General features: G+C 71.3%; 22 protein-coding genes. 11 read left to right on the top strand and 11 right to left on the bottom strand.

Annotated elements, in window-relative coordinates; translation table 11 throughout:
* Window positions 1–15: 15 nt before the first annotated feature.
* Entirely contained in the window at window positions 16–1,374 is a 1,359-nt protein-coding gene (locus Raf01_RS32545) for a sensor histidine kinase (protein WP_203921897.1), read from the bottom strand.
* Between the two features lie 206 nt (window positions 1,375–1,580).
* Here Raf01_RS32545 and Raf01_RS32540 point away from each other — a divergent pair, with 206 nt between their 5' ends.
* The 5 genes from Raf01_RS32540 to Raf01_RS32525 all read left to right on the top strand — a co-directional run bounded on the left by Raf01_RS32540 (window position 1,581) and on the right by Raf01_RS32525 (window position 5,447).
* Window positions 1,581–2,108 (top strand): DUF1707 SHOCT-like domain-containing protein, encoded by a 528-nt coding sequence (locus tag Raf01_RS32540; protein WP_203921896.1) that lies wholly within the window; start codon window positions 1,581–1,583, stop codon window positions 2,106–2,108.
* Window positions 2,105–2,869, top strand: coding sequence for an SDR family NAD(P)-dependent oxidoreductase (locus tag Raf01_RS32535; protein ID WP_203921895.1), 765 nt, complete (start codon window positions 2,105–2,107; stop codon window positions 2,867–2,869). Before Raf01_RS32540 ends, Raf01_RS32535 begins: the two co-directional genes overlap by 4 nt.
* A 70-nt stretch (window positions 2,870–2,939) precedes the next feature.
* The gene (locus tag Raf01_RS49910; protein WP_239134114.1) at window positions 2,940–3,749 is read left to right on the top strand and encodes a metal-dependent hydrolase; all 810 of its coding nucleotides are present in this window, start codon (window positions 2,940–2,942) and stop codon (window positions 3,747–3,749) included.
* Window positions 3,746–4,657: an amidohydrolase family protein gene (locus tag Raf01_RS49905; protein WP_239134113.1), complete on the top strand. Its 912-nt coding sequence runs from the start codon at window positions 3,746–3,748 to the stop codon at window positions 4,655–4,657. The genes Raf01_RS49910 and Raf01_RS49905 overlap by 4 nt, the downstream gene beginning before the upstream one ends.
* A gap of 10 nt (window positions 4,658–4,667) precedes the next feature.
* A complete protein-coding gene (locus Raf01_RS32525; protein WP_203921894.1) occupies window positions 4,668–5,447 on the top strand; it encodes a methylenetetrahydrofolate reductase in 780 nt (259 codons plus the stop codon).
* Window positions 5,448–5,639: 192 nt separating this feature from the next.
* Here the strand turns inward: Raf01_RS32525 and Raf01_RS32520 are convergent, their stop codons facing one another.
* Window positions 5,640–6,212: an SRPBCC domain-containing protein gene (locus tag Raf01_RS32520; RefSeq protein WP_203921893.1), complete on the bottom strand. Its 573-nt coding sequence runs from the start codon at window positions 6,210–6,212 to the stop codon at window positions 5,640–5,642.
* Window positions 6,213–6,380: 168 nt separating this feature from the next.
* Between Raf01_RS32520 and Raf01_RS32515 the strand changes: the two genes are divergently transcribed.
* Window positions 6,381–6,911: an NUDIX domain-containing protein gene (locus Raf01_RS32515; protein ID WP_203921892.1), complete on the top strand. Its 531-nt coding sequence runs from the start codon at window positions 6,381–6,383 to the stop codon at window positions 6,909–6,911.
* Here Raf01_RS32515 and Raf01_RS32510 read toward each other — a convergent pair.
* The 7 genes from Raf01_RS32510 to Raf01_RS32480 all read right to left on the bottom strand — a co-directional run bounded on the left by Raf01_RS32510 (window position 6,893) and on the right by Raf01_RS32480 (window position 15,586).
* Window positions 6,893–8,770 (bottom strand): bifunctional 3'-5' exonuclease/DNA polymerase, encoded by a 1,878-nt coding sequence (locus Raf01_RS32510; RefSeq protein ID WP_203921929.1) that lies wholly within the window; start codon window positions 8,768–8,770, stop codon window positions 6,893–6,895. The two genes, Raf01_RS32515 and Raf01_RS32510, sit on opposite strands and share 19 nt — an antisense overlap.
* Before the next feature lie 67 nt (window positions 8,771–8,837).
* Entirely contained in the window at window positions 8,838–9,782 is a 945-nt protein-coding gene (locus tag Raf01_RS32505) for a carbohydrate ABC transporter permease (RefSeq protein ID WP_203921891.1), read from the bottom strand.
* Between the two features lie 12 nt (window positions 9,783–9,794).
* Window positions 9,795–10,706 (bottom strand): carbohydrate ABC transporter permease, encoded by a 912-nt coding sequence (locus Raf01_RS32500; protein ID WP_203921890.1) that lies wholly within the window; start codon window positions 10,704–10,706, stop codon window positions 9,795–9,797.
* A gap of 16 nt (window positions 10,707–10,722) precedes the next feature.
* Window positions 10,723–12,177 carry an N-acetylglucosamine/diacetylchitobiose ABC transporter substrate-binding protein gene (gene ngcE / locus Raf01_RS32495; protein WP_203921889.1) on the bottom strand — a complete coding sequence of 485 codons (1,455 nt, stop codon included), beginning with the start codon at window positions 12,175–12,177 and terminating at the stop codon, window positions 10,723–10,725.
* A 22-nt stretch (window positions 12,178–12,199) separates the two neighbouring features.
* The gene (locus tag Raf01_RS32490; RefSeq protein ID WP_275413101.1) at window positions 12,200–12,979 is read right to left on the bottom strand and encodes a sugar isomerase domain-containing protein; all 780 of its coding nucleotides are present in this window, start codon (window positions 12,977–12,979) and stop codon (window positions 12,200–12,202) included.
* A complete protein-coding gene (locus tag Raf01_RS32485; protein WP_203921888.1) occupies window positions 12,976–13,929 on the bottom strand; it encodes a MurR/RpiR family transcriptional regulator in 954 nt (317 codons plus the stop codon). Before Raf01_RS32485 ends, Raf01_RS32490 begins: the two co-directional genes overlap by 4 nt.
* A gap of 349 nt (window positions 13,930–14,278) precedes the next feature.
* Entirely contained in the window at window positions 14,279–15,586 is a 1,308-nt protein-coding gene (locus Raf01_RS32480; RefSeq protein WP_203921887.1) for an aspartate aminotransferase family protein, read from the bottom strand.
* A gap of 129 nt (window positions 15,587–15,715) precedes the next feature.
* Between Raf01_RS32480 and Raf01_RS32475 the strand changes: the two genes are divergently transcribed.
* From Raf01_RS32475 to Raf01_RS32460, 4 genes are all read left to right on the top strand, one after another.
* A complete protein-coding gene (locus Raf01_RS32475; protein WP_203921886.1) occupies window positions 15,716–16,594 on the top strand; it encodes a helix-turn-helix domain-containing protein in 879 nt (292 codons plus the stop codon).
* Window positions 16,595–16,615: 21 nt separating this feature from the next.
* Window positions 16,616–16,810, top strand: a complete 195-nt coding sequence (locus Raf01_RS32470) for a DUF397 domain-containing protein (protein ID WP_203921885.1) — start codon at window positions 16,616–16,618, stop codon at window positions 16,808–16,810.
* Between the two features lie 97 nt (window positions 16,811–16,907).
* Window positions 16,908–17,261 carry a YciI family protein gene (locus tag Raf01_RS32465; protein ID WP_239134122.1) on the top strand — a complete coding sequence of 118 codons (354 nt, stop codon included), beginning with the start codon at window positions 16,908–16,910 and terminating at the stop codon, window positions 17,259–17,261.
* A 21-nt stretch (window positions 17,262–17,282) separates the two neighbouring features.
* Complete coding sequence (locus Raf01_RS32460; protein WP_239134111.1) at window positions 17,283–18,536, top strand: RNA polymerase sigma factor; 1,254 nt, start codon at window positions 17,283–17,285, stop codon at window positions 18,534–18,536.
* Here the strand turns inward: Raf01_RS32460 and Raf01_RS32455 are convergent.
* Complete coding sequence (locus Raf01_RS32455) at window positions 18,529–19,485, bottom strand: helix-turn-helix transcriptional regulator (RefSeq protein WP_203921883.1); 957 nt, start codon at window positions 19,483–19,485, stop codon at window positions 18,529–18,531. The two genes, Raf01_RS32460 and Raf01_RS32455, sit on opposite strands and share 8 nt — an antisense overlap.
* Before the next feature lie 82 nt (window positions 19,486–19,567).
* On the opposite strand from Raf01_RS32455, the gene Raf01_RS32450 reads away from it, so the two are divergent.
* Window positions 19,568–20,737 carry an epoxide hydrolase family protein gene (locus tag Raf01_RS32450; protein WP_203921926.1) on the top strand — a complete coding sequence of 390 codons (1,170 nt, stop codon included), beginning with the start codon at window positions 19,568–19,570 and terminating at the stop codon, window positions 20,735–20,737.
* A gap of 33 nt (window positions 20,738–20,770) precedes the next feature.
* On the opposite strand, the gene Raf01_RS32445 is transcribed toward Raf01_RS32450, so the two are convergent.
* Complete coding sequence (locus Raf01_RS32445; protein ID WP_203921882.1) at window positions 20,771–21,355, bottom strand: TetR/AcrR family transcriptional regulator; 585 nt, start codon at window positions 21,353–21,355, stop codon at window positions 20,771–20,773.
* Window positions 21,356–21,444 lie beyond the last annotated feature (89 nt).

Genomic DNA, 21,444 nt, shown 5'->3' with positions numbered 1-21,444 from the left:
AAGTCAACAGACTAGTCACTGCTCCCATGGCAGGTGGGCCTCGACCCGGAAACCGCCCGCGGGGCCCGGCCCGGCGCTCAACGTACCGCCCAGCGCGGTAGCCCGGGCGCGCATGCCGGCGATGCCGTTGCCGTCCTCGGCCGGCTCGCCGCCGGTACCGGTGTCGTCCACCCGTACGGTCAGCTCGCCCTCCCCGTACCCGATGGTCACCGTCGCCCGGGCCTGCGATCCGGCGTGCCGGCGGACGTTGGTCAGCGCCTCCTGGACGATGCGGAACGCGGCCCGGTCCAGTTCGGCGGGCAGCGTCCGGGCGGTACCGGTGATGACGACCTCGGTGTCCGACCCTTCCACGAGCGTGGACAGGTTCGCCAGGCTGGGCGCGGGCGCCCGGGGCGCGGCCTCGTCCTCGGGACGCAACACGCCCAGCACGGAGCGGACCTCGCGCAACGCCTCGGCGCTGGCCTGCTTGATGGCCTGCAGGGAGGCGCGGGCCTGCTCCGGGCGATCGTCCATCAGGTGCAGTCCGACCCCCGCCTGCACATTGATCAACGACAGGTGGTGGCCCAGCACGTCGTGCAGTTCCCGGGCGATGCGCAGCCGCTCCTCGCTGGCCTGGCGGCGCTGCTGCTCGGCTCGGGCGCGGAGCTGCTCGGCGCGGGTACGGGCAATCTCGGCGATCCGGATGGAACGCACCCGGATGCCCTCGGCGATCACGAGTACGACGGCCAGCCAGGCGGCCAGGGTCAGCGCCCCGCTCAGGGACGGCGTGCGCAGCCGCACCCCGCCGACCTCAGCCTCGCCCAGCAGGCCGGTGCAGACGTAGATCACGTACGCGGCGGCGGACAGCACCCCGGCGGCCAGCCGGTGCCCGGCGCGTACGGTGCCGAGTATGGCGACCAGGGCGGCCAGAAACGCCGGCCCGAACGGGTAGTTGAGCAGGTAGTACACCAGCGTGACGGCGAGTACCACGGCCAGCGTGGGCACCCGCCACCGGCGCCGCGGGATCAGCGCCGCCGGGCCGGCCAGCAGCAGCAGGTACCCGAAGTGCGACAGCGGCCGGGTGCCATCGTTGGCGTGGAAGTGCGCGGCGCCACTGCTGCCGATCAGCTGGACGACGGCCACGAACACAGCCAGCCGGAGCGCCGAGCCCGGCCGGCCGCGCCCCCACGGGGGGCCACCGCGATTCCGCTCCCACGGCGGGCCACCGCCCGACGCCAGGCCACCACCCGACGCCAGGCCGCCGTGGCCCTCATCCCACGGCGGGTCTTGCGGGTCCGGCGGCCAGGCCTCCCGCGCGGCGCCGTCGGGCGGGCCCGCCGGGCGGGACGACTGTCCGCGCGGCGGTACCGGATCCGGCTCGGTCGGGCTGTCCACAGGGCAACGGTAGGTCACCGGCGGGCCGCCCCGCGTCATCGACCGGGAGGCGACCCGCTACGACGGGTGGAGTAGCCGGGCCGGTGCGCTACTCCCCGGGCGGCACCCGCGATGCCGCCGCCGATCCGACGACGCACCCCGCCGGCCGGCGCACGCTGAAACGGTGACCGGGCCATCGGGCCCGGCATCGACACGGAGGAGTTGTCATGTCCACAGAGTCCGAGGATCCGGGACGGGTCCGGACCTCCGACGCGGAGCGCGAGCAGGTCGCCACGATCCTGCGCGCCGCGGTCAGCGAGGGCCGGCTGAGCCTTGAGGAGGGCGACGAGCGCCTCGCCCGGGTGTACCGGGCCAAGTACCGCGACGAACTCGAGCCGCTGACCGCCGACCTGCCCGACGGCGGCTGGGACGCGCTGCGCCGCACCCCGGAGATGCTGGCCGGCCTCCGGCGCCGGCTGCGTATTCACGTCGGCGCGACGGCATTGATCGCCGGTGTGCTCATCGGCCTGTGGGTGCTGTCCGGTGCGCATTTCTTCTGGCCGCTGATCCCGCTGCTCATCCTGGCGTTCAGCGTCCTGCGTCACCGGCGCTGGGCCTGGTACGCCGCGAACAGCCGAGGACCGTGGGGCGGCCCGTGGGGTGGTGCCCCGTGGGGCGGCGGGCCCGCCTGGGGTCGCGGGCCGTGGGGCCCGGCCGGGCGCGGTCGCGGCTACCGGCCGTGGGATCGGCAATGATTCCGAGCTTTCCCGACCTGGCGCGGAAGGTGGCGGTGGTCACCGGTGGCTCCGGCAGCATCGGCGCCGCCACCTGCCGGCTGCTGGCGGCGCAGAAGATGCGCATCGCCGTGGTGGGCCGCAACGAGCGCGCCGTGGAGGAGGTCCGGGAACAGGTGTGGAACTGCGGCGGCGAGGCGATCGCGGTGGTCGCGGACTGTACCGACCCGGTCGCCGTGGCGCGGCTGCACGACCGGGTCGGGCAGGAGCTGGGTCCGGTCGACGTACTGGCCACCTTCGCCGGTGGCGACGGCGCACCGCGGGCATTCCTGGATCTGACCGCCGAGGAGTTCCGCCGGATCGTCGACAGTGAGCTGACCTCGACCTTCCTGACCGTCCAGGCGTTCGTGCCGGACATGCTCGCGGCCGGCCGGGGGTCGGTGGTCACCATGTCGTCGTCGGCCGGTCGCCAGGCGTCACGAGCCAACGCCGCGTACGCGGTGGCCAAGGCCGGAGTGGTGATGCTCACTCGGCACCTCGCCGCCGAGCTGGCTCCGCGCGGTGTGCGGGTCAACTGCCTGGCACCGGCCGCCGTGCACAACGCGAAGATGGACACGCACCTGACCGCCCAGCAGCGCGAGGAGCTGGGCCGATCGTTCCCACTGGGCCGGCTGGGCGAGCCGTCGGACGTCGCGGCCGCGACCGCGTACCTGGCCTCGGACGCGTCCGCCTGGGTCACCGGCGTCACCATCGACGTCGCTGGCGGAAAGGTCATTTCGTAGCGACACGTACACAGCGGACATCTGAGGAAGATCCCCGATTCGGCGCCAGACGCCCGGCACACTGCGTGCCATGATGGGGCCCTCTCACGCATTGTCCGGTGCTGCCGCATGGCTGGCCGGCTCTCTGGCACTGGCGCATTTCGCGAATTTCCACCAGACCCCGGTCGAACTGGCCGTCGGCACAGCCATGTGCGCCGGCGGTGCGCTCGTACCCGACCTGGACCTGTCCGGACGGGTGACCACCGACCAGGGCGGCGCGACCGTGGCGCACACCTTCGGGGTGTTCTCGCTGTTCTTCGCGGAGTGCGTGGAGAAAGTGTCGCTCGGCATCTACGACCTGACCCGTACCCGCAAGGATCCCCATCTGCACAACGGACACCGGACGTTCACCCACACCCTGCCGTTCAACATCGGGCTCGGTATCGGCGTCTTCGAGCTGTGCCTGCACTTCGGCAAGTGGGCCGTGCTGTCGGTACTGTTCGTCACGTTCGCCATGGCGCTGCGCGGGCTGTTCGAGAAGTGGGCGCACCGGGCCGGCTGGGTGATCGTCACGCTGACCGCCCTCGCGGCGACCGTGTTCACGTACACCCGGCTGCACGGCGACCGCGGGTACCCGATGCTGGGCATCGCGCTGGGCGCCGGCGGGATCGTGCACCTGCTCGGCGACATGCTCACCAGTCACGGCTGCCCGATCGCCTGGCCGATTCCGCTGGGCCGGCGGATGTGGCGGTGCGTCGGCGTACCGAACGCGATCGCCACCGAGGTCGGTGGCAAGGTGGAACTCTTCTTCTGGCGCGGCCTGTTCACTGTGATCTCCGTCCTGGCCGCGCTCGGTCTGCTCGCGCCGGCAGTTCTGGACCGGTACAACCTGAAGCTGTGAACGACACCGACGTCCCCGCCTTCTGGCGGGGACTCGGCCTGCCCGGGCTGGCCGACGTACACGTGCACTTCATGCCGCCCCGGATGCAGCGCCGCGTCTGGGCGCACTTCGCCGAGGGCGGGCCGCTGCTCGGACGGCCGTGGCCGGTGCGCTACCCGTGGCCGGACGAGCAGCGGGTCGCCTACCTCGGCACGCTCGGCGTGCGGCACTTCTCCGCGCTGGCATACGCGCACCGTCCGGCGATGGCCGCCGACCTCAACGACTGGACGCTTGAACTCGCGCGTACCGCGTCCGGCTGCCTGCCCAGCGCCACGTTCTACCCGGAACCCGGAGTCGCCGGGTACGTCGACGCGGCGCTGGAGCGTGGCGCACAAATCTTCAAGGTGCACCTGCAGGTGGGCGGGTTCGACCCCAACGACCCGCTGCTGGATCCGGTCTGGGGCCGGCTGAGCGAGGCCGGCGTACCGGTCGTGGTGCACGCCGGCTCCGGTCCGGTGGCAGCCGGCCACACCGGCCCGGGGCCGTTCGGCGCCACGCTCGCCCGGTACCCGCGGCTGACCGCGGTCATCGCGCACCTGGGCGCACCGGAGTACGAGGAGTTCCTCGGCCTGGCCGACCGGTACCCCCGGGTGTCCCTAGACACCACCATGGCGTTCACCGACTTTTTCGAGGGGCTGGCCCCCCTACCGCCCCGGCTGCTGCCCCGTATCCGGGATCTGGGCCACGCCGGCCGGGTGGTGCTCGGCAGCGATTTCCCCAACATCCCCCACCCGTACGCCCACCAGCTGGAGTCCCTGGCCAGGCTGGATCTGGGCGACGAGTGGCTGCGCGCGGTGTGCTGGCACAACCCGCTGCGCCTGCTCGGGCTGCCCGCGACGGGGGTCCTGGCAGCCGGGCACGGCGCGTAACCTGCCCGCCATGACTTCGCCGTCCTTCGACCTGATCTGCGAGATCGAGCCGCCGACAAAGCCCGACCTGCGGCGCGTGCGGCACCAGATCGGCGTGTTGGCACCGGTCGCGCACTCGTTCCTGATTCCGGACAACCACATCGGTCGGGCGACGGTGTCCAGCATCGCCGTGGCGCACGAGGTGGCCGCTATGGGCGGGCGCAGCATCGCCTGCCTGAACTCGCGCGACCGCAACCTGCTGGGCTTCCGGCGGGACATGCTGACCGCCGCGGCGTACGGAGTCAGCGAGTTCCTGTTCGTCTACGGCGACAAGCCGACGGCCGGCGACCGGACGAGCGAGCTGACCGTCCGCGCGATGCTGGACGAGGCGCGCGCCCTGACCGGCGACCCGGCGTTCGAGGGCATCCCCGCGTTCCGGGTCGGTGTCGCCGCGGGCCCGCGGCGGCTGCCGAGCTGGAAGCGGGCCGCCGACTTCGTGTTCGCCCAGATGAGCTTCTCGGTCGACGCGCTGCTGCGCTGGCGGGACGCCGCCGCGCTGGACGTTCCGGTCTACGCCGGCGTGCTGGTGCTGCCCAGCGCCGCGATGGCGCGCCGGCTGGCCGCGACCATCCCCGACATAGAGATCCCCGCGGAGCTGATCGAGCGGGTGGAGCAGGACCGGCGGCACGGGGTGGACGCCGCGTGCGAGCAGATCGAACGGCTGCGCGAGAGCGGGGCGTTCGACGGGGTACATCTCGTGCCGGTCGCCCGGTACCGGGAGATGGCGCTGCGGCTGGAGGGCCGGCTCTGACTCAGCCGACGACGGCAAAGCCACGCCTCCCTCCTCAACCGTTCGGCCGAGAGGGCCGTGACCTGCGGTGCCACCGCCGGTAGGTGAACGTTGAACGACACGCCGCTGTCCACTGGCCGTCCACAGCAGTCGCGCGGTTATCCCCAGGAGTTATCCACAGGCTGAGGAAAGTCAGGGAATGATCACTGGCAGTCACCCGAGGGCGACGATCACCGCCAGGGTCACCGCGCCGCCCAGCAGGAAGGCACACGCGTACGGCAGGAGGCCGCGCAGCCGTGCGGGTACCCCGGGCAGCGGACCCGGCGCGGACGGCCCCGCGTCGACTGCCACCCGCGCGGCCAGCGCGTCGGCCACCTGGGTCAGCATCCGGGTACCTGCCGCCTGGACCAGCCTCCGGTTGCCGCGCACGAGCCGCCCGGTCATCGCCAGCTCGGCGCACAGGTCCACCCGGGTGGTCCGGTTCGGGCCCTCGCGCAACGTCGCGCTCGCCGTGGCGGCGGCGGTACCCCCGCCGTGTACGTCCTGGCCGGCGGCCTCGACCATGAGGTGCCGCGCCGACGGATCCCGGACGACGTACCGCCCGCTACCCCGGTAACACAGCGTCACCGGGCCGATCCGCACCCGCAGGGTGCCGGCGAAGCGGTCGTCGGCCCGGGTCCTGATCGCCACCCCGGGAAGCAGCGGCGGCCCGGACCGGGCATCCAGCAACGCGGCCCAGGCCAGCGGTGCCGGCACCGGGACGACGAAGCTGTGGTCGAGACGCATCGACGGAACGTACCCTTCCCATCCCCGCTCTGACCAGGGACGTTTGCGCTGAGTATCCGGCCCGATGCGATCAGCTAACCGTCCATCCAGAGGGACCGCAAGTGGCCGCGCGGAGAAATTCACTCACGTCGCCGTCGGTCGCGCACAGTAATGACCTACGGTTCAGACATGCAGTCTCCGCACAGCTGGCAGCGCACCAACCTGATCCAACACTCGCACTGCTCGTACTGCGGGACGGCGTACTCCCCCGGCGCGGCCTGGCCACGCGTGTGCCCCAACTGCGGCGAGACCACCTGGCTCAACCCGCTGCCGGTGGCGGTGATACTGCTGCCGGTGCGCACCGGACCCGACACGGTCGGCCTGGTCGTCGTGCGGCGCGACATCGAACCGGCGCGCGGGCAGCTCGCCCTGCCCGGCGGCTTCATCGAGGTCGGCGAGACCTGGCAGGAGGCCGCGGTACGGGAACTGCGCGAGGAGACCGGGCTGACCGGCGACCCCGAACAGGTCGCGCTCGTCGACACGATCAGCACCCGCGGCACCCTGAACATCTTCGGCCGCCTGCCGATCCGCGAGCAGGCCGACCTGCCGCCGTCCGCGCCCACCGAGGAAGCGTCGGAGTGGCTGATCATCACGGACACGCAGCCGCTGGCCTTCCCCACCCACACCGACGTGGTGGCCGGCTATTTCGCGTCGGCGTAACAGTCGACCACCGACACGTCGAGCGGAAACCGCACCGGGGTGTCGCCGAACAACAGCCGACCGGCCTGCTCGCAGGCGGCCTCCACCGCCGCGACGACCGTCGGCGCGTCCTGCTCCCGACAGTGCACCACCACCTCGTCGTGCTGGAAGAACACCAGCTCGGCGTCGCTGCCGGCCAGCGAGCCGCGCAGCAGGGCCAGTAGCGACAGCGCGAACTCGGCGGCGGTGGCCTGGATGACGAAGTTGCGGGTGAACCGGCCCCGGGCCCGCGCCGCGGCCCCACCCCGGGGCCCGTCGGGCGGTGCCTCGCCGCCCGCGGCCTCCGGGTCGAGGGCCGCCGCCGACTCGGCCCACGCGCCCCAGGTCACCGACGGCGGCGGGCAGGTGCGGCCGAGCCAGGAACGGACGAGGCCACCGGCCTCTCCGGTGCGCGCGGCGTCCTCGACGTAGGACAGCGCGGTCGGATACGAACCGCGCAGCGCCGCCAGGGCCGGGACCGCCTGGCCGCCGGTCTGCCCGTACATGGCTCCGAGCAGGGCCACCTTGGCCTTCGCCCGGTCGCCGCCGAACGCCTCCGCGGCCAGCGCCGCGTACATGTCACCGGTGCCGGCCGCCCGCGACATTCCCGGGTCGCCGGAGACCGCGGCCAGGATCCGGGGCTCCAACTGGCCGGCGTCGGCGACCACAAGCGTCCATCCCGGATCGGCCCGCACGGCCCGGCGGACCACCTTCGGGATCTGCAGCGCTCCCCCGCCCCGGGTGGCCCACCGGCCGGACACCACGCCGCCGGGCACATACTCCGCGCGGAACCGGCCCCGGTGCACCCACTGCTGGCACCACGACCAGCCGTGAGCCGTCCAGATCCGGTACAGCTCCTTGTATTCCAACAACAGCGGCACCGCCGGATGATCCACCGCGCGCAGCGTCCAGGCCCGGGTCGACGTCAGGCTGATGCCCTCGCGGGCGAACGCGCGCAGCACGTCGGCCGGCGACTCGGGGTGCACGCGCTGGCCGCCGAACGCGTCGCCGATCCGCGCGGTCAACTCGACCAGCCGCCGGGGCGGGCCGCCCACCGGGGAAGGCTCGCCGAGCAGTTCGACCAGCAGTTCGTTGTGCACGTCGGCGCGCCAGGGCAGGCCGTGATGCCCCATCTCGACCGCGATCAGCGCGCCGGCCGACTCCGCGGCGACCAGCAGCCGCAGCCGCCGCGCGGCCTCGGACAGCGGCCGCCGGCCAGCGTCGGTGGACGGGCCAGCGCCCGAGGACAGGCCGACGGTGTTCAGGAGCGGGCCGCCGGTGCCCGAGGGCAGGCCGCCAGCGTCAGCCGCCGGCTCCCAGCCGGCCGCCTCCAGCCGGGCCTGCTGGTCGCCGTACACCTCGATCAGCGCGGCGAGCGGGTCGAAGCCGGCGGCCGGCGGCGGCCAGGCGGTGTCGAACAACGTGCCCTGCCCGTCGCCCGGCGGCGTCGCCGGTCGCGACGGCGGATCGGGCGGCACCGGCGCCCCGGTCAGCCGGGCCCACGCGGCGGCCAGCGATCGCGGCTCACCCCACCGGCCCGCGTGGCCCAGCAGCAGCGCCTCGGTCAACTCCAGGTCGTGACAGCGGGCCACCCGGAAGCCGGCCCGCAGCAGGCGCGGGTAGCAGTCGGCGGTGGAGGCCCACAGCACGCGCGCGTCCGGTGCGGCCCGCAGCGCGGCGGCGAGGTCGGCGCTCCACTCCGCCGGGCCGAGCGGCCGGCCGGCGTCGTCGAGCCGGCGAAGCCAGGCCCCTCCTGCCGGTCCGAGTTGCGGGACCGGGCCGGGCGGCACCTCCGGCCCGCCCTCGGAGGACGGGCCGAAGCCCGAGCGCGGCCCACCCATACCGGAGTCGTCCGGCACGACCGCGATCAACACACCCGCATTCTGCGCCGCGGGTATGACATCCCGGCTACTTGACCGCCCCGGCGGTCAGGCCGGACTGGATCTGGCGCTGGAACACGGCGTACACCAGGATCATCGGCAGGATCGCCAGCACCAGCGCCGCGAACAGCGCCGCCCAGTCGGACTGGTACCCGGCCTGGGTGGAAATGTCCGCGATGCCCTGTGTCAGTACCCATTTACTCTTGTCCGTCGTGTCGCTCATTAGCACGACCGGGATGTTGTATTGCGCCCACTGCCCGATGATGTTGAAGATGCCGATGCTGATCAGACCCGGCTTGGCCATCGGCAGCATCACCCGGAAGAACAGCTTGGTGTGCGAGGCCCCGTCGATCATCGCGGCCTCGGCGACCGAGGTCGGCAGCGTCTTGAAGAACGCGGACAGGAAGAACACGGTGAACGGCAGCGAGTACGCGATGTAGACCAGGACCAGCCCACCGCGGGTGTTGAGCGTGATGAACTGCCCGATCAGCGGCACCGTGCCCAGGTTCTTCACCACGAAGAACAGCGGGCTCAGCGCGAGGAAGACTGGGAAGGCCAGCCCGGCGAGGAACAGGTAGTAGATGAACCGGTTGCCGATGAACTTGTACCGGGCCAGCACGTACGCCGCCATCGAGCCGAACAGCATGGTGCCGAACGTGCTCAACGCGACCACGATCACGCTGTTGAAGAAGTAGGTGCCCAGGTGCGCCTTGTTCCACGCCCGCGCGTAGTTGCCCCAGCGCAGGTGGTGCGGCAGGGCCCAGGCGCTGCCGAAGATCTCGGTGTTGTTCTTGAACGAGGCGAGCAGGGTCCACAGCATCGGGCCGAGTACCAGGATCGCCCAGATCAGCAGCGCGACGTGGCCGAACGAGGACAGCACCCCGACCTCGGACTTGCGCTTCTTCTTCGCCGGGACGACCGCCGGCCGGGCTGCGGACGCCTTGGTCGAGCTGTCCCGCGTGTTGATAGTCATGGTCGTCCGCTCTCAGTACTCGATGCTCTCGCGCCGGGACAGGCGCAGGGTCAGCACGGCGAAGGTCAGCGTCAGGAAGAACAGCACGACGCCCATCGCCGACGCGTAGCCGAAGCGTGAATAGACGAACGCGTCACGGTAGATCTCGTTCGCCAGTACCGTGGTCGCGCCGTCCGGGCCGCCGTTGTCCACGGTGAGGATGTTGACCAGGGCGAACGCGTCGAAGGCCGCGATGCCGAGGTAGACCCAGGCGACCTGGATGGTGTCGAACAGCAGCGGCAGGGTCACCCGGAAGAACAGCACGATCCGGCTGGCACCGTCCATCTCGGCCGCCTCGTAGATGTCTCCCGGGATCGACGACATGCCGGCCGAGAACAACACCACGTAGAAGCCGACCGCCTGCCAGACCAGCACGCCGATGATGGTCCACATGGACAGCGTCGGGTTGGTCAGGAAGCCGATGTTGGAGAACCCGAGCGCGTGCACGATCGAGTTGATCGCACCGGAGTTGTCCGGCCGCAGGATCTCCTGGAACAGCACGGCGATGATGGCGAGGGACAGGACCTGGGGAAGGAAGAACACCACCCGGTAGAACTTCGATCCCCAGACCCCGGACCTCGTGCCGCCCCGCGATCCCCCGCCGACGTTCAACATGAACGCCAGAAACAGGGCGATCGCGATAGTGATCAGCGGCAGGGCAAGCAGCAGCATGATGTTGTGCTCCGCTGCCTTCCAGAACACCGAGTCGTGGAACAGCTTGGTGAAGTTGGCGAACCCGACGAGCTTCGGGTGCGCCGCGATGCCGTGCCAGTCGGTGAACGCGTAGTAAAAAGCCTGCACGTACGGGCTGATGACGAAGACCGCGTACAGCAGCACCGGTACCACAAGGAAGCCGATGACAAACGGATACTTGCCGTGCCGCATGACCACTACTCTCCGCTCAGCGGGTGAACTTCGTGATGGACTTGTCCTTCTTGATCGCGTCGGCCTTCGCCTGCATCCGCTGGCAGAAGTGGTCCGCGGTGCCGCCCTGGTAGAACAGCTCGTTGGTGGCCGCGCGGCACTCGGTGTCGAGGTCCTTGTACCAGCCGTCGAAGCGGAAGTAGAAGGCGCTCTTGGCCTTGCTCAGCGCGTCGCTGGAGCTGGTCAGGCCCGGGGACAGCGACATGCCGTCGGAGGCGTGCGCCACCGAGGTCAGCGAACCGGTCGCGGTGGTGAAGTCCTTGGCGCCTTCCTTGGACAGCATCCGGCGGAGGTACTCCATGCCACCCTTGGGGTTCTTGCCCTTCGCGGCCACGATGAACGGCTCACCGGCCACGGCCATGACCGACGACGCGTCCAGCTTGTCGCTGGTGGTCACGCTCGGCACCGGCATCATCGCGTAGTTGAAGGTGGGCGGCGTGCTGTCCTTCTGCTCGTTCTCCAGCCAGTTGCCCGAGGGGTAGAAGGCCACCTGGTCCTGGTCCTGCTTGAGCTGCACGTCGGTGTGCTTGAGCCCGAGGAACGCCTTGTCGGAGTACTTGGCGCCGATCTCGGCCCAGGCCGCCGCCGACTGCTTGACCGCGGGGTCCATCCACGCGCCGTCCTCAAGGTTGTCGATGTTCTTGAGGATGTCGGCGCCGCCGATCTTGGCCGCGCTGGTCATGAGCACGTAGTACTGGTAGTACGAGGCGTTGGCACCGGCGTAGCCGTACGGCGTGATGCCGGCCGCGTGGATCTTGTCGAGCAGCGTCTTGAAGTCCGCCCACGTCGTGGGTACGGTCCAGCCCTTGGTCTGGAACAGCTTGGCGTTGTACCAGATGCCGTAGACGGTGAAGACGTAGTTCATCACGTACGGCTTGCCGCTGTACGTGCCGACCTCGACGGTGCCGTCCACCAGGGTGTCCTTGACCGTCTTGCTCGCGTCGTCGACCGACGGCGCGTTGAGCAGGTCGGTCAGGTCCTGCAGCTGGTTGTCCTGGATCAGGGCGCCGAAGTCCATGAACTTGGTACCCGAGTTGTCCACGACGTCCGGCGGGTTGCCGCCGGAGAAGCGCGGCTGCAGCGTGCCCTGGATGTCCTGGGTGCTGGACTCGGTGACCTTGGCCTTCGGGAACGCCTTCTGGTACAGCGGAACGTGGTACTTGGTGGCGTAGGCGTCGCCGTATCCACCGGCGAAGATGACCACCTCGACCCCGGCGGCCGGGTCGACACCCAGCGGGTTGTCGGAGCTCTTGGCACCGCCGGTGCTCTGGTCCGAGGGCGTCGAGCCGCCACTGGTGGCGCAAGCCTCCAGCAGGCCCACGGCCGGTACGGCGAGCAGGCCGAGTGCGCTGGCCCGCTTCAGTACCGTGCGCCGGTTCAGGTCGGGCTTCGCAATCTGGGCGGTACCCGGGTTCTCTGGCGAAAGGGACATGCGTGTCTCCTTGGAAATCGGGTCAGGCCGTGCGCCGGATGCGACCGGCGTACCGCGACTCGAGGGTGGTGTTGTGCTCGTCCCCTCCGGGGACATTTGCGGACAGGTAAATCGGGGGTACCTGACCGGCATCCTGGAGCTGCCGTGCCACCTCGACGGCCACCAGCTGCCCGAGTAGGGCCGAGGTGATCGAGGAGATGGCGCCGACCGTGCCGCCGCCGGGTAGGGGCAGCAGTGCGTCACCGTACGGCGCGCCGTTGTCCAGCACGACATCGGCGATCTCGGCAAGCCGGCGGCCGGACGGGTGTCGTGGCGTCACCCGTGCGGTGTGCTCGGCCGAGGTGATGGCGATGAGCGGATGCGCGTGCTGCTTGACCAGCAGTGCGAACTCGACGATGCAGCCGTTGATGCCCGAGTTCGACGCGACCACGAACACGTCCTCGGGACGCGGCGCGGCCAGCGCGTAGAGCTGATGGGCGATCCGCGGATCCCGTTCGAGCTTGTCGTCGTGCAGCACCTCCCGCGGGGCGTCGCCGAACACCACGACGTCCCGCAGCGAGATCTTGTTGGTGGGTACCAGGCCGCCGGCCCGGCCGACGAGTTCCATGGCCAGCGCCTCGGAGTGGCCGGTTCCGAACGCCTGCAACACGCCACCGGCCCGCAACGCACCGGCGATCAGGTCGACCGCTTCGGTCACCCGTTCGCCGTTGCCGGCCACGACCCGGTCGATGACCTCACGGGCGGCGTCGGCGAACGTCCGGGCGTTCACCGCCGTGCCGTGGTCTGCGCGTACCTCGGTCACTCCCCCTCCTCCTTCGCCGCCCAGTGCCCGGCCACGGCCCGTGCGGTGGCCTGGAAGGCCGCGTGGGACCGGTCGTGGGTCCGCTGCGCGACGGCGATGTAGAGCAGGTCGAGCACGACCAGCTGCGGGTGGCGACCGGACAGCGCGTCGGTGCGGAACGCGGTCGGCTGCATGGCGTGGATCAGCACGACGTCGGCGATCTCGGCCAGCGGCGAGCGCGGGATGCTGGTCAGCGCGACCGTGGTCGCGCCGTGGCTGCCCGCCTCGGCCAGCACCTCGATGGTCTCCCGGGTCTGGCCGCTGTGCGAGACGCCGATCGCCACGTCGCCCGAGCCGAGCAGCGCGGCGCTGGCCAGGCCGTTGTGCAGATCCGTCCACGACCAAGCGGCCAGCCCGATGCGGTGCAGGCACAGCTGCATCTCGGCGCCGACCAGCCCGCTGCCGCCGATGCCGTACAGGTCGATGCGGCGCGAGGCGGCCAGTGCGTCCGCGGCGCGCTCGAGGGCCGTCAGGTCCAGCATGGCGGCGGTGTCCGCCAGCGCCCGGGTGTCCGCCGCGATGATCTGCTGCAGGACCCGGTCCAGCGGGTCGGTCGGCTGGATCTCCCGGCCGATGTCCACGCTCCAACCGGCGGAGCGGGCCGCTCGACCGGTCTCGCCGGCGATGCCCAACCGCAGGTCGGCGTAGCCCTCGAAGCCCAACGCGCGACAGAAGCGGGTCACCGTGGCCGGCGAGGTGCCGCTGCGCTCGGCCAGTTCCACGATGGTCGCCCGGGCCGCGCCCGCCGGGTCGCTGAGCACCAGCTCGGCGACCCGCTGCAGCGCACCGGTGAACTCCGGCAGCCGGGCCCGCAACCGCGCCAGCACGCCCTCGGGGGCCGGAACGGACGGCGCCGTGACGCGCGAGTCGACCACCGCGGTGCCCGCGACGGTGGTCTCCTGCTCGGTCATCGCGCGCCGCCTCTCCAGAGAACTTTCAACAAGGACTGTTAACTGATAGTGGTAAAATTTCTTACTACGGCCCTCTCCTTGTCAAGAAGATGGGCGAAGTTTTCAAAGTTGTTACCTTCCCCGGAGCGCGCTGCCGCTGCCTCCGCGTGACGACCGGGCCGGCGGACGCGACCGTCCACGTCGGAGAGTGCACCCACCGTGGGCGATATCCGCCCACGCCGGAGCCACTGTCGACGGCCGCGGGCGGCGGCGCGCGGACGCGCGGAGGTACTCGATCAAGATCGATCCGTCGATAGCGCCGCCGACCCCGCCGGCCGTCGCGTGAAGGCGCGGGATCTGTCCGCGTCGCTCAGACCTCGGCGACCTCCCGGTCCACCTCGGCGATGGCTGTGGTAAGAATTTCCAGTCCTTCGCGGGCCTCGTCGGCGGTCAGCGTCAGCGGCGGCCCGATGCGCAAGGTGTTGCCGTACAGCCCGCCCTTGCCGACCAGCAGGCCGCCGCGCCGGCACTCCTCGAAGACCCGGGCCGTGGCGTAACTGTTGGGATTCGTGCCGCCCGGCTCGACGAACTCGACGGCGAGCATCAGTCCCCTGCCCCGCACGTCCCCGACGATCGGGTACCGCCGCGTCGCCTCGGCCAGCCCGTCGACCAGCAGCCGGCCGACCTCCCGGGCGTTGGCCTGCAGGTCATGCTCCAGCAGGTAGTCCACGACCGCGTTGCCCCCGGCAGTGGACAGCGGATTGCCGCCGAAGGTGGAGAACGAGATGCCCTGCACCGACTCGACGATCTCCGCCCGGCCCACGACGCCGGCCAGGGCCAGCCCGTTGCCGATGCCCTTGGCGAAGGTCAGCAGGTCGGGGATGACGCCCTGGGCCTGGTACCCCCAGAAATGGTCGCCGGTGCGCCCCCAGCCGGTCTGCACCTCGTCGGAGATGAACAGCACGCCGTACTCGTCGAGAACCTTGCGGTACGCGGCGAACAACCCGTCCGGCGCCCGGACGAAACCGCCAACGCCCTGGATCGGCTCGGCGATCAGCGCCGCGACCGTACCGCTGGTCGTGGTCGCCACCACCTCCCGCAGGTCGGCGACCGCCGCCTCGATGTGCCGTTCGTCGTCGAGCCCGGCGAGCAGACCGCGCATCCGGTCGCCGGAGTGCAGGTAGCTGACGGACAGCGGGGACAGCCCGGACGCCGACCAGGCGCGGTTGCCGGTGATGCCCACCGTCGCGTAGGTGCGGCCGTGATAGCTGTTGCGGATCGCCAGGATCTGGTTCGAGCGCCGGTAGTTCGTGGCGAACATGAGCGCGGCCTCGTTGGCTTCGCTGCCGGAGTTGGTGAAGAACACCCGCGGGTCCGGGATGCCGGACAGCCGCGCGATCTTCTCGGCCAACTCGACCTGGCTGCGAATCAGGTACAGCGTCGAGGTGTGTACGACGCCGGTGCGCAACTGGCGCTCGACGGCCTCGCGGACCTCTGGGATGTCGTACCCGAGCATGTTGGTCAGCACGCCACCGAAGAAGTCCAGGTAACTGCGCCCCTTCGCGTCGGTGACACGCCGACCCGAGCCCGAGACGATCTCGATCGGCTCGTCGTAGTAGAGCAGCTGCCACCCGGGCAGCACGGCCTTGTGCCTGGCCAACAGATCGTCAGTCGTCATGCTGGCACGTTGCCACCGCCGTCCGACCCGGACAAGGGGCAACGTGTGCGCCTACCGCTCGCGAACAGGTCAAACCCGCCGGAGCGCGAACCTTGCTTGCTCACCGCGACGCCGAGCACACTGTCCGCCATGGCGATTGGCAGTCCCACGGTAAGGCGGCGCCGCCTCGGCCTGATCCTGCGCAGCCTGCGGGAGCGGCAGGGGCTCACCGGCGAGCAGGTCGGCACCGCGGTGGAGCGTTCCGGCTCCTGGGTGAGCCGGGTGGAGACCGGGCGCGTGGGCCTACGCGGCCGGGACCTCACCGAGCTGCTCGACCTCTTCGAGGTCGCGGACACCGACCTGCGTACCGAGCTGACCGCCCTGGCCCGGGAGGGCAAGCAGCGCGGCTGGTGGAGCAAGTACGCCGACTCGCTGTCCGGCCCGTACGCGACCTACATCGGGTTCGAGGCGGAGGCAACCCGGCTCCAGGTGTACGAGACGCTGACCGTCCACGGCCTGCTGCAGACCGAGGAGTACGCGCGGGCGCTGTTCCGCGCCGGGCTGCCGGTGCTGGACACCGAGGCCGTGGACCGGCGGGTCAAGGTCCGGCTCGCCCGGCAGAACGCGCTGCTGGCACCCGCGCCCGAGTCGGGCGAGCCGGGCCGGCCGCTGGCGTTGTGGGCGATCTTCGACGAGTCGGTGCTGCACCGGCGCATCGGTGGCGAGGACGTGCTGCGGGGCCAACTGGCGTACCTGCTCCAGGCGACCGAGCTGCCGAACGTGACGGTACAGATCCTGCCGTTCACGGCCGGCGCGCATCCGGGCATGGTCGGTTCGTTCACGGTGATCAAGTTCCCCGCGGACGGCGACCCGGACGTGGTGTACGTCGAGGGGGTCACCGGTGACATTTTTGCCGAATCTGAGGACGCACGCTGGTATAACGTGGTATTTGAACACTTATTGGCTAATGCACTCAGTCCGTCCTCGTCTCGGGAGCGCATCGCCCGGGCGATCGACGAACTGAGCTGAGTGTTCGAGGAGGTGAGACTCATGTCCACTCTCACCACACGGTGGCGCAAGAGCAGCCGCAGCAGCACCAACGGTTCGTGCGTGGAGGTACGCCGGGCCACCGGCACCGTCCAGGTTCGCGACACCAAGGACCGTGGCGGCCCGGTATTGTCCTTCGACGCGCGCTCCTGGGGAGCGTTCATCGCGGCGGTACGCGCCGGTCACTTCGACCACTGACCGGCGTGACCCGCCCGCTGTCCATTCCAGCGGGTCCCGTTCGTAGTGAAGGCGTATGCGCACCGACACCAGGGACGGGAGACAAACCGTGAAGTACATGCTGCTGATCCACAGCGGGGCGGCGGGCGATGACACCAGCGCCATCGAGTCGGAGAGCGAGAGCTTTTTCCAGGACTGGCTCAACTACGACAAGGCGGTCAAGGAGGCCGGGATCTGGGTCTCCGGACACTCGCTGGCGGACCTGACCACGGCCACCACGGTCCGGGTCGGCCCGGCCGGCGAGCGGACCGTCACCGACGGGCCGTTCGCCGAGACGCGGGAGGTGCTCGGCGGGTACTACGTCATCGACGTCCCCGACCTCGATGTCGCGCTCGACTGGGCCGCCCGCTGCCCCGGGTCCCGCGGCGGCGGTTCGGTGGTGGTGCGACCGGTCGCCGAGTTCGAGGTCTGATCGGTGGTGGAGGAGCCGGCCGTGGGCGGGGTCTCGCCGGTGGCCGCACCGGTCGAGGCGATCTTCCGCGAGGAACGCGGCCGGCTGCTCGCCGCCCTCGTCCGTCGCTTCGGCGACCTGGACCTGGCCGAGGACATGGCCTCCGAGGCGATCGAGGCGGCGCTCGTGCACTGGCCGGTCGACGGCGTCCCACCCCGGCCCGGCGCGTGGCTGATGACCACGGCGCGGCGCCGGGCCGTCGACCGGCTGCGCAGGGATCAGGCGTACGCGGCCCGGCTGGCCGTCCTGCAGGTGGAGGCGGATCGAGCCGGCCCGGCCGCACCCGTCGAGTCCGGCAGCGACCTGCCCGACGAGCGGCTGCTGCTGTTCTTCACCTGCGCCCACCCGGCACTGGCCGCCGACGACCGTGGGGCGCTGACCCTGCGATGCCTGGCCGGGCTGACCACACCCGAGGTGGCCCGCGCGTTTCTCGTCCCGCCTGCGGCGATGGCCAAGCGGATCGTGCGGGCGAAGAAGAAGATCCGCGAGGCGCGCATTCCGTTCCGGGTACCCGGCGTGGACGAGTTGCCGCAACGCCTGCCGGGGGTGCTCCAGGTGCTCTACTCGCTGTTCACCGAGGGCTATGCGGCAAGCTCCGGACCCGACCTGCAGCGGCTCGACCTCGCCGAGGAGGCCATCCGGCTGGCCCGGATACTGCGCCGGCTGCTGCCGGCCGAGCGGGAGGTCGCCGGGCTGCTCGGGCTGATGCTGCTGATCCACGCGCGCCGGGACGCCCGGACCGGCCCGGACGGCGCGATCGTGCTGCTGGACGACCAGGACCGAGGTCGGTGGGACGCCGCATCGATCGAGGAGGGTCGGGGACTGGTACTCGTCGCGCTGACCGGCGGCCCACCCGGCCCGTACGGGGTGCAGGCCGCGATCGCCGCCCTGCACGACGAGGCCGCCGACCTGGCGACCACCGACTGGCCGCAGATCGTCGCGCTCTACGACGTGCTGCTCGCCCTCACGCCGTCGCCCGTCGTCGCGCTCAACCGGGCGGTGGCGGTGGCGATGCGCGACGGGCCGAGGGCAGGGCTGGCACTGCTCGACGAGCTCGCCGATCAGCCCCGGCTGCGCGGGTACCACCCGTACCTGGTGGCCCGGGCCGACCTGCTGTGCCGGCTGGGCCGCCTGCCCGAAGCCGCGGCCGCCTACCGGCAGGCGCTGGACCTCGCCGGTACCGAGCCGGAACGCGCACACCTGCGGCGCCGGCTGGACGGTCTGCGGCTCAGCTGACCGCCCGCGCGTACCGGGCCGACAGCGTGCGCAGGTACCCGGCCAGGTCGGCGGCGGCCGCACCGTCCAGGTGGAAGTCGGCGTCGAGCATGCCCAGGTACAGCGCGAGCAGTTGCGGAGAGTCGGATCCGACGTCGATCACACAGGTGCGCTCGTCGACCGGCTCGACCGTGATGGCCGCGGGCAACCGGGTTCTGACCTCGGCGGCCGGCGCGTGCACCGTGACCCGGGCACGGTAGCGCCAGGTCGCCGTCGCCAGTCCACGGCGCAGGCGCTCGGCCACCTCGTCCTCAGACAGGTGCCGGGGCACGAACCGGGGCCCGGTGGGCGGCAGCGGGCTCATCCGGTCCACCCGGTACGTGCGCCAGTCCCGCCGGTCGAGATCCCAGGCCAGGAGGTACCAGCGCCGGCCGGCGTGGACCAGGCGGTGCGGTTCGGTGACCCGTACCCCGTCGTGCCCCTCGTGGGTCCGGTACCCGAAACGCAGCCGCTCGTGGTCGCGGCACGCCGCAGCGATCGCCGTCAGGGTGTCCGCGTCGACGGCCGGCCCGTCACCCGGAACCGTGACCACGGTGGCGGCCAGCGCCGCGATGCGGCTGCGCAGCCGGGCCGGTAGCAGCCGTTCCAGTTTGGCCAGGGCGCGTACCGAGCTGTCCTCGATCCCTGCCACCGTGGCGCCGGCGGCGGTGCGCAGTCCGACCGCGACCGCCACCGCCTCGTCGTCGTCGAGCAGCAGCGGCGGCAACGCGGCCCCCACACCCAGCCGGTACCCGCCGGCCACGCCCGGCGCCGCGTCGACCGGGTACCCGAGACCACGCAGCCGCTCCACGTCCTTGCGCACGGTCCGGGTGGTGACGCCGAGCCGGTCGGCCAGCTGCCCGCCGGTCCAGTCGCGGCGGCCCTGCAACAGCGACAGCAGCCGCAGCAGCCGCGCGGAGGTCTCCCACATTCCGTCGAGTCTGGCGGATATCGCGGAACGAATCCTTCCGCGATCGGCCCTAGCGTTGCCCGCCATGACGAACCAGAACGAGATCCGACCCTTCCGTATCGCGATCGATCAGGCCGATGTCGAGGACCTGCGGTCCCGGCTGGCCGGCACGCGCTGGCCGGCCCGGCCCCGGGTGGACGACTGGAGCCGCGGCGTACCCGTCGACTACCTGCGCCGGCTCGCCGAGTACTGGGCCACCGAGTACGACTGGCGGGTGCAGGAGGCCGCGCTCAACGAGATCCCGCAGTACCACACCGACGTCGACGGGCAGGCGATCCACTTCTTCCACGTCCGCTCGCCGGAACCGCACGCTCTGCCGCTGATCCTCACGCACGGCTGGCCGAGTTCACCGGTCGAGTTCACCAGGGTCATCGGCCCGCTGACCGATCCGGTCGCGCACGGCGGGGACGCCGCCGACGCGTTCCACGTGGTCGTGCCGTCGTTGCCCGGGTACGGCTTCTCCGATCCGAGCGCGACGGGATTCAACCTGTTTGCCGTGGCCCGGGCGTGGGCCACCCTGATGGCGCGGCTGGGCTATCCGCGCTACGTCGCGCACGGTACCGACGTCGGCTCGGGTGTTGCCGGGATGCTGCCCGTGGTCGACCCCGATCACGCGGTCGGCGTGCACCTGACCGGCACCTCCGCGGGTACGCCCTTCGACCCGCCGATTTCCATCGACGGTCTCTCCCCGGCCGACCGGGTACGGGCGGAGCGGTTCAACGGCTTCCTGCGCGACGGGCTCGGGTACTTCACGCTGCAGTCCACCCGGCCGCAGACCCTGGCGTACGCGCTGACCGACTCCCCCGCGGGCCAGCTCGCCTGGATCGTGGAAAAGTTCCGCGAGTGGACCGACCCGGCGGCCGAGCTTCCCGAGGACGCGGTCGACCGCGACCAGTTGCTGACCAACGTCAGCCTCTACTGGTTCACCGGTTCCGGCGCCTCGACGGCGCACGCCGGGTACGAGGGCATCCAGGCGTGGCGGGCCATCGTCGCGCAACAGCGGTCCGCGGCGCCCCAGCCGCAGAGCCCGCCGAAGCGCCCGCCGACCGGCGTCGCCGTGTTCGCCGCCGACACCGCCATCCGCGCCCTGATGGACCCGGACGGCAGGATCGAGCACTGGTGCGAGTACGACCGGGGCGGGCACTTCGCCGCGATGGAGGTACCGGAGCTGCTCACCGCCGACCTCCGTACCTTCTGCCGGTCGCTGCGCTGACCGTTCACGCCGGCAGGCATCCGATCGCGGCGGTCAGGCGGTGGCCAGGTCGATCAGGGCCGCCGCCGCCGCGCGGGCGTGGTAGGCCGGTTGGGTCGAGTGCAGCGCGCCGCCCTGCGCCGTGGCACCGTCGTAGAGCACGGCGAGCTGGTGTCCCAGGGCGTCCGGGTCCCGTGCTCCGGCCTCGGCCGCGAGGCGGATGAGCGTGTCGATGAACGCCTGCTTGTTCTCGCTGCACACCCGGCGGGCGGGGTGCTCGGCGTCGGCCAGCTCGGCGGCAGCGTTCACGAACGGGCAGCCGCGCGCCGCGTCGACGTCGAAGACCCCCAGCAGGCGCTCGCGTGCCGTCATGCCGGTGTCGGCCAGCACACCGGTCAGTGCGGGCAGGCGCTGCTCGGTGACCCGTCGCAGGTACCCCACGATCAGCTCGTCCTTGCTCGGGAAGTGCTGGTACAGCGTCCGCTTGGACACGTGGGCCGCCTCGGCGAGCTGTTCGACCCCGGTGTTGCCGATGCCCTGCTCGTAGAACAGGTCGGTGGCCGCCCGCAAGATCCGCTCCCGGGCTCCCCGCCCGCCCCGGGAGGCCGGCTGCTCGCCCGCTGTGGTTTCCGTCGTCACACCCACCATGGTACCGATCGGTTTACTTTCCGCCAGTCCCGCGCTAACGTCGAAGTACACCGAACGGTTTACTTTTTCTGAGGAGATCA

The sequence above is a fragment of the Rugosimonospora africana genome (genome assembly GCF_016862975.1).
In the GTDB taxonomy this organism is placed as follows: domain Bacteria; phylum Actinomycetota; class Actinomycetes; order Mycobacteriales; family Micromonosporaceae; genus Rugosimonospora; species Rugosimonospora africana.
Note: the sequence above shows the minus strand (reverse complement) of the source record. Positions and strands in the feature narration are given on the sequence as shown.